This window comes from Kitasatospora fiedleri (assembly GCF_948472415.1).
Taxonomy (GTDB): Bacteria; Actinomycetota; Actinomycetes; order Streptomycetales; family Streptomycetaceae; genus Kitasatospora; species Kitasatospora fiedleri.
The window spans coordinates 2,324,821-2,337,730 of record NZ_OX419519.1; the positions used below are offsets into that span (position 1 = coordinate 2,324,821).

Below are 12,910 nucleotides of genomic sequence, written 5' to 3' on the forward strand. Positions count from 1 at the left end.
GGGCTGACAGCGTCGTGACAGCCGGGCCCGGCACGGTGTTCCCATGACACGAATCGAGCGCAACGCCGTGGAGGTCCACGGCATCGTGAAGCACTACGGGGAGACGAAGGCCCTGGACGGGGTCGACCTGACGGTGCGCGAGGGGACGGTGCTGGGGCTGCTCGGGCCGAACGGGGCCGGGAAGACCACCCTGGTGCGGGTCCTGTCGACGCTGATCAAGCCGGACGCGGGCACCGCGTTCGTCGGCGGCTACGACGTGCTGCGCCAGCCCAAGCAGCTGCGCCGCACCATCGGCCTGACCGGCCAGTACGCCTCGGTGGACGAGCTGCTGTCGGGCTACGAGAACCTGTACCTGATCGGGCGCCTGCTGGACCTCTCCGCGAAGGACGCCAAGGCCCGCGCCGCCGAGCTGCTGGAGCGCTTCTCGCTCACCGAGGCGGCCAAGCGGCCCGCCAAGGGCTACTCGGGCGGCATGCGCCGCCGGCTGGACCTCGCGGCCTCGATGATCGGCCGCCCCCGGGTGCTGTACCTGGACGAGCCCACCACCGGCCTCGACCCGCGCACCCGCAACGAGGTCTGGGACGAGGTGCAGCGGATGGTCGGCGAGGGGTCGACGGTGCTGCTGACCACCCAGTACATGGAGGAGGCCGAGCAGCTCGCGCACGCCCTGACCGTGATCGACAAGGGCCGGGTGATCGCCAACGGCGGCGTCGAGGAGCTGAAGACGCAGGTCGGCGGGCAGAGCCTGCAGGTGCGGCCGGCCGACCCGGCGCAACTGCCGGAGATGGCCCGGGTGCTCCGGGAGGCCGGCGTCCCGGCCACCTTCTCGGCCGAGTCGGAGCTGCTGTCGGTGCACCTGACCGACGACCGGCAACTGACCACCGTGATCGGGGTGCTGGGCACCCGCGGCTACGGGGTGGCCGGCATCGACACCAAGCTGCCCAGCCTGGACGAGGTGTTCCTGTCCATCACCGGCAAGTCCGCCGTCCCCGCCCAGACCCGTGACAAGGAGCCCGTCGCATGAGCGCCGCCACCCTGAACCCCGCCCCGGCACCGGCCGCCGCCACCGAGGACGACACCCGGATCGGCCTGCGGGCCAACCTGCGCCACCTGGGCGCGCTGACCCGCCGGAACCTGATGCGGATCAAGGCCGACCCGGAGTCGATGCTGGACGCGCTGCTGGTCCCGGTCATCATGATCCTGCTGTTCGTCTACGTGTTCGGCGGCGCGATGGCCGGCGGACAGCACCAGTACATGCAGTACATGGTGCCCGGCCTGCTCGGCACCACCGGCCTCAACCTGGCGATGGCGCTGGGCACCGGCCTGAACACCGACTTCCAGACCGGTGTGATGGACCGCTTCCGCACCCTGCCGATCGGGCGCTCCGCGGTGCTGCTGTCGAAGATGATCGCGGAGACGCTGCGGGCGGTGGTCGCCTTCGCGGTGCTGATCGGCTTCGCGATGGCCCTCGGGATGGACATCGACGGCGGCCCGCTGAAGCTGCTGGCCGCGGTCGGCCTGTCGCTGGTGTTCGGCTCCTCGCTGATGTGGGTGTCGATGCTGCTGGGCATGTCGCTGCGCAGCGCCCAGGCGGTGCAGGGCATGTCGATGATCGTGATGATGCCGCTGCAGTTCGGCAGCTCGATCTTCGCCGACCCGACCACCATGCCGGGCTGGCTGCAGGCGTTCACCAAGCACAACCCGCTGTCCGCGCTGGCCGACGCCTGCCGCGCCCTGATCAACGACCAGCCGGTGGGGAACTCGGTGGTGACGGTGCTGCTCTGGGCGGCGGCGATCACCGTGGTGACCGCGCCGCTGGCGGTGGCCCGCTTCCGCAAGCGCACCTGACGGTGGGTCAGGAGGACCCGGCGCCGAACGGGCCGGGATCGTTCAACAGGGCGGACGCCTCACGCAGCGTGAGGCGTCCGCCCCGCTCGTACGCGGCCAGGTAGTCGTCCTCGCCCAGCAGTTCGCGGGCCGCGGCGACGCACCGGGCGTGCTCGCTGCGCTCCATGAACGAGCCGGGCATGCCGCTGATGCCGTCGTGGGCGCCGAGCAGTTCGGCGGCGCGGCGGGCGGCGGCGGGCTCGTCGAACGCGCGGGCGTACTCGACCAGGGCGCCCGCCACCGGGGTCATCAGCATCATCGCCATGTGCTCGACGAAGACGGTGGCGCCGGCCTCGACCTCGGTCATCGCGCGGCGCCCGGCCCGCATCAGCTCCAGCCCGGCCACCGGGTCGCCGGCCCGGGCCACCACCCAGCCGCGGATGCAGCCGACGATGCCGGTGAACACCGAGGGCACCGGGCCGCGCGCGCCGGGGTCGACCGGCAGTTCGTCGAGCACCGCGAGCGCCCCGGCGTAGTCGCCGCGCCGCGCGGACAGGTTGCACAGCACCAGCCGCCCGTACATCCGGGCGCCCTCGGCGTCGGTCCGGTCCTCGGACGCGGCGGCGACCGCCTCGCGGACCATCCGCTCGCCGGCCTCCGGGTCGCGCTCGGCCAGCACCTCGCCGAGCCGGGCCCGCAGCATCGGGACCTCCTGGTGCGCGCCGAGCTGGACGGAGAGCTCGATGGCCTGCCGGAAGGCCGCCTCGGCCTGGGCGACGTCGCCGTACTTGGTGGCGTTCTCGGCCTTGCCGGAGAGCGCGTCGGACATGCCCCAGCGGTCGCCCAGCGCGGTGTAGAGGGCGAGCGCCTCCTCGCTGTCGGCGATCGCCTGGTCCAGCGCGCCGGCCAGGTCGTTGAGCAGCCGGGCCCGCAGTTGCAGGGCGAAGGCCAGGTCGAGCGGGCCGCCGTGCACCCGGGCGCCGGCCACCGCGTCGTCCATCACCTCGCGGGTGCGCTCCATCTCGCCGGTGAGGAAGACGGTGAACACCCGGGCGAGCACCGGCTGCCGGTAGGACTGCGGCAGGTCGGGGGTGTAGGTGGCCAGGATGCGTTCGGCGGTGTCCAGCGCGCCCGAGCTGTCGAGCAGGCCCAGGTCGCCGGAGAACAGGCTGATCAGCCGGTGCAGGCCGAGCTGGCGGCGGGCCTCGTCGAGCAGTTCGGGCGGCATCGGCAGCGGCGCGTCCAGCGGCCCGACGGTGAGCGGGACGGCCGGCGGGGCGTCGTCGGCGTACGGGTCGGGGCCGAGCGCGGCGACCGCGTCGTACCAGGCGCGGGACTCGGCGCGGTAGTCGCGCAGCATCCAGTAGCCGGCCATCGACAGGACCAGGACGAGGCCCTCCTGCTCCCGGCCGGTGTCGACGGCGCGGCGCAGCGCGGCCCGGACGTTCTCCTGCTCGCGGTCGAGGCGGGCGAGTTCGTCGAGCTGACCGGGGCCGTGCAGGTTCAGGTAGGCGGTGCGGCTGAGTTCGCGGTAGTGGGCGGTGTGGCGGTGGCCGGTCCCGGGTTCGGCGGCCTCGGCGAGGCGTTCGGCGGCGTACTCGTGGATGGTCTCCAGCATCCAGTAGCGGGGCTGCTCGCCCAGCCCGGCCACCAGCAGGGACTTGTCGACCAGCGAGAGCAGCAGGTCGGCGACCTCCTCGCGGCGCACCAGCTCGCCGTCGGCGACGACCTGCTCGGCGGCCTCCAGGGTGCAGCCGCCGGCGAACACCGACAGCCGGCGCAGCGCGGCGCGCTCGCGGTCGCCGAGCAGGTCCCAGGACCAGTCGACGACGGCGCGCAGGGTCTGCTGCCGGGGCAGCAGGGTCCGGGAGCCCGCCGTGAGCAGGGCGAACCGGGAGTCGAGGCGGTCGGCGAGCTGGCGCGGGGTCATGCCGCGCAGCCGGGCGGCGGCCAGTTCGATGGCCAGCGGCAGGCCGTCCAGGCGGCGGCAGATCTCGGCGCAGGCGGCCGGGTCCTGGTCGGTGCGGAAGCCGGGGCGGGCGGCGGCGCCGCGCTCGGCGAGCAGGCGCAGCGCGGTCGGGTCCGGCAGCGGCTCGACCGGCAGCACGGACTCGCCGGGGACGCCGAGCGGTTCGCGGCTGGTGGCGAGCACGGTGACGCCGGGACAGTCGGCGAGCAGCCGGTCGGCGAGGTCGGCGGCGGCCTGGATGACGTGCTCGCAGTTGTCGAGCAGCAGCAGGACGCGGCGGCGGCCGAGGTGGTCGACCAGCCGGGAGACCGGGTCCTTGCGGCCGCCCTCGATGGCCTCGGCGACGGTGCCGCCGGTGTGCAGCACGGTCTCGCGCAGGCCGAGCGCGGAGGCGACGGCGTCGGGGACGGCGGCCGGGTCCTCCAGCGGGGCGAGTTCGACCTGCCAGACGCCGCCGGGCCAGCGGGCGGCGTCCTGCTCGCGGCGGCCGGCCTCGACCGACAGCCTGGTCTTGCCGGAACCGCCGGGGCCGGTCAGGGTGGTGAGCCGGCCGGCCGCCAGGGCGTCGGCCACGGTGGTGAGTTCGCCGTCCCGGCCGACGAAGCTGGTCCGGCCGGGGCGGAGGTTGCCGGCCGCCGGGGCGGTCGGCGGCGCGGCGGCGGGGGCCGGGGCGGGGGGCGCCTCGGCGCGCAGCAACTCCTGGTGCAGGGCGCGCAGTTCGGGGCCGGGGTCGGTGCCGAGCCGGTCGGCCAGGGTGCGCCGGACCTCCTCGTAGCGGTCGAGCGCCTCGGCGGTGCGGCCGGCGGCCCGCAGGGCGCGCAGCTGGAGGGCCTGGAGCTGCTCGTCGAAGGGGTGGTCACGGCAGAGTTCGGCGAGTTCGGCGGTGACCTCGGCGGTGCGGCCGAGGGCGAGCGCGGCGGTCAGCCGGTGCCGGCGGGCCTCCGCGCGCTGGTCCTCCAGGCGGGCGGCGGGGGCGGTGCGGTCGGGCAGGTCGGCCAGGGCCGGGCCGCGCCACAGCGCGAGCGCGGTGGTGAGCTGCTCGGCGGCGGCGGCCGGGTCGCCGTCCCGGAGGGCGCGGGCGCCGTCGGCGGCCCGGCGCTGGAACTCGGCGACGTCGGTGCGCGGGTCGGTCAGCCAGTACCCGGCGGGCCCGGAGCCGATCTCGGCCCGGCCCACCGTGCGGCGCAGCCGGCCGACCAGGGTCTGCAGCGCGGCGGCGGCGTCCTGCGGCGGCTCGTCGGCCCACACCTCGTCGGCGAGCAGCTCGGCGGGCACGGGACGGCCCTGGCGCAGGGCGAGCGCGGCCAGCAGGGCGCGCAGCCGGGCGCCGCCGAGCGCGACCGGGGTGCCGTCGTCGTGGTGGGCGGTGGTGGTGCCGAGGATGCCGTAGTGCACCCGCCCATTCTGGGGGACGCGCCGGGGGCCGGACGCACACCCGTACGGAACGCCCGTACCGAACGCCCGGCCGGGGGCCGGCCCGGGAGGCGGTCCGGGGGGCGGTCCGGGGGCGGTCCGGGAGCCTGTCCGGGGGCCCGGCCGGGTGGGACAGTCCGAGGTGGAACGTCCGTCCGCTCCCGTGCGTTCACCCGGGGCCGCTTGCCTGCCGCTTGCCTGCCGCTTGTCTGCCGCGCCCGGTCGGCGGCATGATCGGACGCCTGTCCCGCCCCCCATCCCCGGAGCCCTCTCGTCATGACCTACGCCAGCACCGGCCAGCGCAGCGCGGAGAGCCGGGTCAGCCCGATCTTCCTGGCGCTGGCCGGCACCTTCCTCGCCTCCGGCATCGCGCTGGCCTCGGGCTGGGGCAACGACCGGATGGGCGTGTTCCTGTTCGTGGTGGCGGGGTGGATGGTCTCGCTCTGCCTGCACGAGTACGCGCACGCCCGCACCGCGCTGGCCGGCGGCGACCTCACGGTCGGCACCAAGGGCTACCTGACCCTGAACCCGCTGAAGTACGGGCACGTGGTGCTGAGCTTCGTGCTGCCGGTGGTCTTCGTGATCATGGGCGGGATCGGCCTGCCCGGCGGCGCGGTGTACATCGAGCGGGACCGGATCTCCGGCCGGCTCAAGCACAGCCTGATCTCGGCGGCCGGGCCGCTGGTGAACGTGGCGTTCGGCGTGGTGACGCTGGTGCTGATCAGCCAGGGCTGGTTCGACAACCCGGACCTGCCGTCGAGCGCCGACGGCATCGAGTACCCGCTCTCGCCGCTGCCGGCCGCGCTGGGCTTCCTCGCCTACCTCCAGGTCACCGCGGCGATCCTGAACCTGCTGCCGGTGCCCGGCCTGGACGGCTACGGCATCGTCGAGCCCTGGCTGTCGTACCGGACCCGCCGGGCGATCGCGCCGTACGCGCCGTACGGCATGCTGCTGCTGTTCGCGCTGGTGTGGCAGAGCCAGGTCGGGCAGTGGCTCCAGGAGGGGACGCTGCACGTCTTCGACCTGTTCGGCGTCGACCCGGTCTACCCGGCGCTCGGCGACCACCTGTTCCGGTTCTGGCAGAACTAGCGGAATCAGCAGGGCCGGCGGCTCAGCCCCGGTCGGCGGCGGTCGCGGCGCGGCGCTCGGCGCGGTCCTTGCGGACGTGGTACCAGGCGATGTTGCTGGCCACGCCCGCCATCAGAATCCACACCACGCCCAGCCAGTTGCCCTTGACGAAGGAGACCACCGCGGCGGTCACCGCCAGGACGAGGACGATCGAGGCGTACAGGGCGTTGCGGGGCATGGCGGGGGCTCCTCGGAGTGGCGGTGTGCCCGGCCATTCTCGCCGACCGAACGGGTCCGCCGGGCCGGGGGGTGGGGCCCGGCGGGGCGCGCGCCGGGGCACGGGCGGGGCCGCGGCGCGCGCCGGGCTCACACGTCGGTGATCCGCAGGCCCGCGTGGGCCTTGTAGCGGCGGTTGACCGAGATCAGGTTGGCGACCAGCGACTCCACCTGGTGGGCGTTGCGCAGCCGCCCGGCGAAGACGCCGCGCATGCCGGGGATCCGGGAGGCCAGCGCCTGCACGGTGTCGGTGGCGGTCCGGTCCTCGCCGAGCACCATCACGTCGGTGTCGATCCGCTCCACGCTCTCGTCCTGGAGCAGCACCGCCGACAGGTGGTGGAAGGCGGCGGTGACGGTGGAGTCGGGCAGCAGCGCGGCGGCCTGCTGGGCGGCCGAGCCCTCGGGGACCTGGAGCGGGTAGGCGCCCTGCTTGTCGAAGCCCAGCGGGTTGACGCAGTCCACCACGATCTTCCCGGCGAGTTCGGCGCGCAGCGAGGTCAGCGTCTCGGCGTGGCCGTCCCACGGCACCGCGACGATCACCACGTCGCTGGCGGCGGCGCAGGCCGCGTTGTCGGCGCCGCGGATGCCCAGGCCCAGTTCGGCGGCGCAGGCCGCGGCGCGCTCGGCGCTGCGGGAGCCGACCACCACCTGCTGTCCGGCCCTGGCCAGCCGCAGGGCGAGGCCGCGGCCCTGGTCGCCGGTGCCGCCAATGACCCCCACCACGAGGTGGGAGACGTCGGGCAGGTTCCGGCCGGGTCCGGCCGTCGCGTTCGCGGCCGTCGCGCTCGCGGCCGTCTCGTCGGCCGCCGTCGCGTTCACTGCCGTCGCGTTCACTGCCGTCGCGTTCACTGAATCGGGTTGCGTCATGGCCAAGATCCTGCCAAACCGGGCGTCGGGGCAGCATGCTGTCGCGCATGGACGCGGTGAGAGTTTCCGCACTCCGGCAGTCGCTGGCCGGCACCGGCTGGCCCGAGCGGGCGGGCGCCTTCGCCTCCGCGCTGCGCGGCTCGGTGACCAGGCGCAGCGCGACCGGCCTGCTGCTGGTCGGCACCCCCCGCTACGAGCCGTGGCACCTGGCGGCGCACCTGAGCGACGAGGCCGCCTACGGGGGCCTGCCGGAGCTGGCCCCGACGCTGCTGCGGCACGCCGTCCCGACCGGCGCGCCGGAGCACCTGGCCTGCGGGCTGCCCCGGCTCGCGGAGGCGCGCGCCGGCGCGACGGTGCTGCTGGTGGCGCCCGGCCCCGCCGACGCGCCGCTGCTGGAGCGGCTGGACGACGCCCGCCGGGCCGGGGCGGTGCTGCTGGCCCTGGACGACGGCGACCCGGAGCTGACCGACCTGGCGCACGAGCGGCTCACCGTGCCGGAGGCCGCGCCGGAGCCGTTCGAGCTGGTCCAGCACCTGGTCAGCTCGGCCGCCGCGACCGCCCCGTCGCGCTTCCGGCTGTCCCGGCTGGCGGAGCGGCTGGCCGCCTCGCCGGTGCTGCGCTGGTAGCCGGGGCCGTCCGGGCCCGACCGGAGCCGCCCCGGCCGCGCCGCCACCGCCGCCACCGCTGCCACCGTCGCCCCGCGCCGCCGCAGCTCCGGAAAACCGGTTGCCCCGGCCCGTCCCGGTCGCGCACCATCTGGCCATGTGACACGTACCGCCCCGTTCCTCCGCAGGCTCCTCCCGGATCTCACGCCCTGGCGCGCCTCCCGGGACTTCCGGCTGCTCTGGGCGTCGGGGTGCGTGACCGGCTTCGGCAGTTTCCTGTCGTTCGTGGCGCTGCCGATCCAGCTCAAGCAGCTGACCGACTCGACCTTCGCGGTGGGCCTGGTCGGCGCGTTCGAGCTGGTGCCGCTGGTGGTGTTCGGCCTGTGGGGCGGTGCCCTGGCGGACGCGCTGGACCGGCGGCGCCTGGTGCTGCTCAGCGAGGCCGGGCTGGCCCTGCTGTCGGCGCTGCTGCTGGCCAACGCGCTGCTGCCGCACCCGCTGCTGTGGCCGATCTACCTGGTCGCGGCGCTGACGGCGGCGCTGGCCGGGCTGCAGCGCCCGGCGCTGGACTCGATGGTCCCCCGGGTGGTGGCGCACGACCAGCTGCCCGCCGCGTTCGCCCTCAACTCGCTGTACCGCAACGTCGCCTCGGTGGCCGGCCCGCCGCTGGCGGGCGTGGTGGTCGCGGTGGCCGGCGCCCGCAGCGCCTACGCGCTGGACGTGCTGACCTTCCTGCTCTCGCTGGCGCTGATCGTCCGGATGCGGCCGGTGCCGCCCGCCGAGAGCGCCGAGGCCCCCTCGCTGCGCACCATCGGCCAGGGCTTGGCGTACGCCTGGAGCCGCAAGGACCTGCTGGGCACGTACGCGATCGACCTGGTGGCGATGGTGTTCGCCTACCCGGTGGCGCTGTACCCGTTCCTGGCCGCGGAGCTGGACGCGGAGTGGGCGCTGGGCCTGCTGTACGGGGCGACGGCGGCCGGGGCGCTGGTGGTGGCGGCCACCGGCGGCTGGACGGCCCGGGTGCACCGGCACGGCCGGATGCTGCTGTTCGCGGCGCTCGGCTGGGGCGGGGCGGTGGCGCTGGCCGGGCTGGTCGGGAACATCTGGCTGGTGCTGCTGTTCCTGGCGCTGGCCGGCGGGGCCGACCAGGTCAGCGGGGTGGCCCGGTCGACGATCTGGAACCAGTCCATCCCCGACGGGCTGCGCGGGCGGCTCGCCGGGGTGGAGGTGCTCTCCTACTCGGTGGGCCCGCAGCTGGGCCAGGTGCGGGCCGGCGGGATGGCGGCGCTGGCCGGGGTGCGCGGCTCGATCTGGGCCGGTGGCGCGCTGTGCGTGCTGGGCGTGCTGGCGCTGACCGCGGCGATCCCGAGGCTGCTGGCCTGGGACTCGCGCACCGACCCGCACGCGCTGGCGGTGCGGGACCAGCACGAGCGCCAGGCCGCCGGCGTCTCCTGACGGTCCGTCAGCCCTTGGGCTCGTCGTCGTTCCAGCGCGGGTCGTCCCGCCACTCCTGGTTCCGCTCGGCGGCGGTCTCCAGGGCGTGCGCGGCCTCCTCCCGGCTCGCGTACGGGCCGAGCCGGTCCTTGGCCGGGCAGTCCGGGCCCTCCTCGACCTTGCCGTGCTTGATGCAGTAGAACCACTCCCCGGTTGCCCGGTGGGCTTGCGGCCGAACGCCATCGTCTGGTCTCCCGTCCTGGTGGGCGCCGCGGCGGGCGGGCCGCGGCGGTCGGTGGTGATCCTTTCCCGCCGCGGCGGCCCTACACGCGGCCGGGGGCGGGCGGGCGGCGGCCGATACACTCGCCGTCATGGCTCTGGTACCCGGCACGCTGTCCCCCACCCGCAAGGTCCCCGCGCACATCGCGCGTCCGGAGTACGTCGGCAAGCCCGCGCCGACGCCGTACACCGGCCCCGAGGTGCAGGACGCGGAGACGATCGAGAAGATGCGGATCGCCGGCCGGATCGCGGCGCGGGCGATGGCCGAGGCGGCGAAGCTGATCGCCCCCGGCGTCACCACCGACGAGCTGGACGCCGTCGCGCACGCCTACATGTGCGACCACGGCGCGTACCCGTCGGACCTCGGCTACCGGAGCTTCCCGAAGTCGATCTGCACCTCGATCAACGAGGTGATCTGCCACGGCATCCCGGACTCGACGGTGCTGCGGGACGGCGACATCGTGAACATCGACGCCACCGCGTTCATCCACGGCGTGCACGGCGACCTGAACGCCACCTACCTGTGCGGCGAGGTGGACGAGGAGTCCCGGCTGCTGGTCGAGCGCACCGAGGAGTCGCTGAACCGGGCGATCAAGGCGGTCAAGCCGGGCCGACAGGTCAACGTGATCGGCCGGGTGATCGAGTCGTACGCCAAGCGCTTCGGCTACGGGGTGGTGCGCGACTTCACCGGCCACGGCATCAACACCTCGTTCCACTCCGGCCTGATCATCCCGCACTACGACAGCGACCGGGCCACCCAGGTGATCAAGCCCGGGATGACCTTCACCATCGAGCCGATGCTCACCCTGGGCAGCTACGACTATGACATCTGGCCGGACGGCTGGACGGTGGTCACCAAGGACCGCAAGCGCACCGCCCAGTTCGAGCACACCCTGCTGGTCACCGCGGACGGCGCGGAGGTCCTCACCCTGCCCTGACGCCCGCCTCGCCGACCGCCCTGACGGCGCGTCACAGCGGCCCGCCACCCCGTGCGGTACGGGGTGGCGGGCCGCTGCCGTGCGCCGTCGTTCCTGCGGGCCGGCCGGGCGGCCGGTTCAGCCGATCAGCCACTGCTCCTGGGCCACCGCGCCGACCTCGGTGCACGCGTCGGTCAGCACGTCCAGCACCCGCAGCGGGTCCGGCAGGGGCTGCTCGGGGCCGCGCAGCCAGCGCACCTCGGAGCCGTCCGGCAGCGCGGCCGGTGGGACGAGGGTGTACGAGCCGCGGCAGTGCCAGCGCAGGCCGGGGTGCTCGGAGACGGTGTCGGGGGTGGAGTCCAGCGCGCTGGTCCACCACTCGTCCTCGTCCTGCGGGGTGCCGCGGGTCGCGGTGAAGAAGAGGTAGCGGTCGGCGCCGACCGCGGCGACCGGGCCGCCCACGCCGAGCGCGTCCAGCCGCCGCAGGGCGAGCACGCCCGCCTCGGCCGGCACGTCCAGCACGTCGTGCGCGCGGCCGGTGGCGGTGACGAAGTTCGCCTCCGGCTCCCGGTCGAGCCAGCGCGCCACCTGCTCGGCGTCGGTGGTGGCCTGGGACTGCCAGGCGAAGGAGAGCGGGTGCTGGGCCGGGGCCGGACAGCCGACCCGGTCGCACGAGCACCGGTGCCCGGCCGGGTGCGCCGCGGGCGCCACCGGGAAACCCGCCCCGGCCGCCCCCAGCAGCAGATCCAGCCTCGCGGCCGCGTCCCCTCCGGCACCGGGGCGGTCCCGCCGCTCCCGCCGCCACCAGGACGTCCACCTGCTGCTGGTTTCCATCTGGCCCCTTCCGCACGCACCTGTCCGAGTCGCCGTGCCAGGTACGGCACGGCCACCGACGCAACAACCGACGCCAACGCACGGAGCCGCTCGCTGCTTCCCGGAGGGGTGCACCGCGCGCGGGGGCGTCCTGCCGTCGACCGGGCCGGGGTCTCCGGGCGGCCGACGTCCGGGGTCGGGTACGGGGCGCGAGAGTCGCGCCCGGCGGGCGGACGCACCTCGGTGCGCCCCGCCCGACCCGTACGGGCCCGCGGACCCGGGTGAACCCCGGGGGCGTACGTAGCAGGATAAGGCTCCCGGAACCCTCCGGATGACCGGGAGCGGTGCCGCCCCCGTCACACCCGCCCCACACCCCCGGCCCGGAACGGACGTACCCGGGCGGTCCGCCTCCCCGGCGGCGCGCCTACCCTTGGTCGGGTGAAGAGCGCCGACACCGAGTTCACCGGGGGCCCGCTGGACGGCCGGGTCCTGCCGGTCCTGCTGGGCATGATGCACAGCGTCCCCAAGGTCTACCGGGTGCCCGTCCCCGCGCACGGGGACACCCCGGCGACCACCCTGGTCTACCGCCGCGCCAAGGAGCACGGCCCCAAGGGGCGCTACCGCTGGCGCTACGAGTACGACCCCGAGGGCTGACCCGGCCCCGCTCGCCCCCGTCGCCTCAGTCCTCCTCGGCCAGGATCAGGTAGAGCTTCTTCTTCGCCTCGGCCAGCACCGCGAGGCCCTTGGCCCGCTGCTCCTCGGTGCCGGTCGTCATGACCTGCCGCACCGCCTGGTCCACCGCCGCGAGCGCGATGCCGACCTCCTGCACGGCCTCCCAGTCGCCCTGCCGACCGGCCTCGTCCCACGGGGACTCACCGGCCCGCTCGGCCTCGGCCAGGCCCTGCTCGGTCAGTTCGAACAGCTTCTTGCCGGACTCCTCGTTGGCCTTGATCAGCCCCTCCTCCTCCAGCATCTGGAGCGTCGGGTACACCGAGCCCGGGCTGGGCCGCCAGACCCCGCCGGTGCGCTCACCGATCTCGGTGATCATCTCGTAGCCGTGCATCGGCCGCTCCCGCAGCAGCGCGAGCAGCGAGGCCCGCACGTCACCGCGCCTGGCCCGCCCACCGCGCCGACCACCTCCGTGCCCGCGCGGCCCGTGCCCGCCGAACCCCCGCCCGCGCGGCCCGAACCCGGGCCCGAACGGCGGCATCGGCCGCCCCGGCGCCCCGAACGGCCCGAACGCGGCCCGCCCCTCGAACTCGTCGACCCCCTCACCGGGCACCCCCGCACGCCCCGGCCGCCCCGGGCCCTCGGCCCAACGACGCCGGCCTTCTCCACCAAAACGCTTGTCGTAACGCATGACGAACACCTGTCTTTCCACAGTGCGGACGCTCCGACTACCGAAGCATCTCGATACCTCAACGATATATCGCTAACTATCG

General features: G+C 75.1%; 13 protein-coding genes. 7 read left to right on the forward strand and 6 right to left on the reverse strand.

Translation table 11 applies throughout. The features are described 5' to 3' along the window. Nucleotides 1–43 precede the first annotated feature (43 nt). A complete protein-coding gene (locus QMQ26_RS10900) occupies nt 44–1,024 on the forward strand; it encodes an ATP-binding cassette domain-containing protein (protein WP_100835964.1) in 981 nt (326 codons plus the stop codon). After that, nucleotides 1,021–1,848, forward strand: a complete 828-nt coding sequence (locus QMQ26_RS10905) for an ABC transporter permease (protein WP_282205576.1) — start codon at nt 1,021–1,023, stop codon at nt 1,846–1,848. The genes QMQ26_RS10900 and QMQ26_RS10905 overlap by 4 nt, the downstream gene beginning before the upstream one ends. A 7-nt stretch (nt 1,849–1,855) precedes the next feature. On the opposite strand, the gene QMQ26_RS10910 is transcribed toward QMQ26_RS10905, so the two are convergent. After that, complete coding sequence (locus QMQ26_RS10910; protein WP_282205577.1) at nt 1,856–5,191, reverse strand: ATP-binding protein; 3,336 nt, start codon at nt 5,189–5,191, stop codon at nt 1,856–1,858. A 294-nt stretch (nt 5,192–5,485) separates the two neighbouring features. On the opposite strand from QMQ26_RS10910, the gene QMQ26_RS10915 reads away from it, so the two are divergent. After that, entirely contained in the window at nt 5,486–6,298 is an 813-nt protein-coding gene (locus QMQ26_RS10915) for a site-2 protease family protein (RefSeq protein ID WP_100835966.1), read from the forward strand. A gap of 22 nt (nt 6,299–6,320) precedes the next feature. Here the strand turns inward: QMQ26_RS10915 and QMQ26_RS10920 are convergent, their stop codons facing one another. Together QMQ26_RS10920 and npdG are read right to left on the reverse strand one after the other, a co-directional pair. Beyond that, complete coding sequence (locus QMQ26_RS10920; protein ID WP_100835967.1) at nt 6,321–6,515, reverse strand: hypothetical protein; 195 nt, start codon at nt 6,513–6,515, stop codon at nt 6,321–6,323. A 128-nt stretch (nt 6,516–6,643) separates the two neighbouring features. Next, entirely contained in the window at nt 6,644–7,420 is a 777-nt protein-coding gene (gene npdG, locus QMQ26_RS10925; protein ID WP_282205578.1) for an NADPH-dependent F420 reductase, read from the reverse strand. Between the two features lie 47 nt (nt 7,421–7,467). On the opposite strand from npdG, the gene QMQ26_RS10930 reads away from it, so the two are divergent. Both QMQ26_RS10930 and QMQ26_RS10935 read left to right on the forward strand, forming a co-directional pair. After that, nucleotides 7,468–8,046 carry a hypothetical protein gene (locus QMQ26_RS10930; protein WP_100838444.1) on the forward strand — a complete coding sequence of 193 codons (579 nt, stop codon included), beginning with the start codon at nt 7,468–7,470 and terminating at the stop codon, nt 8,044–8,046. A gap of 138 nt (nt 8,047–8,184) precedes the next feature. Next, complete coding sequence (locus tag QMQ26_RS10935; protein WP_100835968.1) at nt 8,185–9,480, forward strand: MFS transporter; 1,296 nt, start codon at nt 8,185–8,187, stop codon at nt 9,478–9,480. Between the two features lie 7 nt (nt 9,481–9,487). Here QMQ26_RS10935 and QMQ26_RS10940 read toward each other — a convergent pair whose 3' ends face one another. Then, nucleotides 9,488–9,832 carry a hypothetical protein gene (locus QMQ26_RS10940; protein ID WP_282206729.1) on the reverse strand — a complete coding sequence of 115 codons (345 nt, stop codon included), beginning with the start codon at nt 9,830–9,832 and terminating at the stop codon, nt 9,488–9,490. Between QMQ26_RS10940 and map the strand changes: the two genes are divergently transcribed. Then, nucleotides 9,831–10,676, forward strand: coding sequence for a type I methionyl aminopeptidase (gene map, locus QMQ26_RS10945; protein WP_282205579.1), 846 nt, complete (start codon nt 9,831–9,833; stop codon nt 10,674–10,676). The two genes, QMQ26_RS10940 and map, sit on opposite strands and share 2 nt — an antisense overlap. 117 nt (nt 10,677–10,793) lie before the next feature. Here the strand turns inward: map and QMQ26_RS10950 are convergent, their stop codons facing one another. Beyond that, the gene (locus tag QMQ26_RS10950) at nt 10,794–11,489 is read right to left on the reverse strand and encodes a bifunctional DNA primase/polymerase (protein ID WP_100835971.1); all 696 of its coding nucleotides are present in this window, start codon (nt 11,487–11,489) and stop codon (nt 10,794–10,796) included. 417 nt (nt 11,490–11,906) lie between these two features. Between QMQ26_RS10950 and QMQ26_RS10955 the strand changes: the two genes are divergently transcribed. Further along, nucleotides 11,907–12,122 (forward strand): hypothetical protein, encoded by a 216-nt coding sequence (locus QMQ26_RS10955; protein WP_100835972.1) that lies wholly within the window; start codon nt 11,907–11,909, stop codon nt 12,120–12,122. A gap of 25 nt (nt 12,123–12,147) precedes the next feature. Here QMQ26_RS10955 and QMQ26_RS10960 read toward each other — a convergent pair whose 3' ends face one another. Beyond that, nucleotides 12,148–12,828, reverse strand: a complete 681-nt coding sequence (locus tag QMQ26_RS10960; RefSeq protein ID WP_100838445.1) for a PadR family transcriptional regulator — start codon at nt 12,826–12,828, stop codon at nt 12,148–12,150. Nucleotides 12,829–12,910: the final 82 nt, after the last annotated feature.

Bases quoted from the DNA above. Each gene is read 5' to 3' on its own strand.
- map (WP_282205579.1), top strand. From the start codon at position 9,831: ATGGCTCTGGTACCCGGCACGCTGTCCCCCACCCGCAAGGTCCCCGCG.
- QMQ26_RS10915 (WP_100835966.1), top strand. From the start codon at position 5,486: ATGACCTACGCCAGCACCGGCCAGCGCAGCGCGGAGAGCCGGGTCAGC.
- npdG (WP_282205578.1), bottom strand. From the start codon at position 7,420: ATGACGCAACCCGATTCAGTGAACGCGACGGCAGTGAACGCGACGGCA.
- QMQ26_RS10960 (WP_100838445.1), bottom strand. From the start codon at position 12,828: ATGCGTTACGACAAGCGTTTTGGTGGAGAAGGCCGGCGTCGTTGGGCC.
- QMQ26_RS10900 (WP_100835964.1), top strand. From the start codon at position 44: ATGACACGAATCGAGCGCAACGCCGTGGAGGTCCACGGCATCGTGAAG.
- QMQ26_RS10930 (WP_100838444.1), top strand. From the start codon at position 7,468: ATGGACGCGGTGAGAGTTTCCGCACTCCGGCAGTCGCTGGCCGGCACC.
- QMQ26_RS10950 (WP_100835971.1), bottom strand. From the start codon at position 11,489: ATGGAAACCAGCAGCAGGTGGACGTCCTGGTGGCGGCGGGAGCGGCGG.
- QMQ26_RS10905 (WP_282205576.1), top strand. From the start codon at position 1,021: ATGAGCGCCGCCACCCTGAACCCCGCCCCGGCACCGGCCGCCGCCACC.
- QMQ26_RS10940 (WP_282206729.1), bottom strand. From the start codon at position 9,832: ATGACGGCGAGTGTATCGGCCGCCGCCCGCCCGCCCCCGGCCGCGTGT.
- QMQ26_RS10920 (WP_100835967.1), bottom strand. From the start codon at position 6,515: ATGCCCCGCAACGCCCTGTACGCCTCGATCGTCCTCGTCCTGGCGGTG.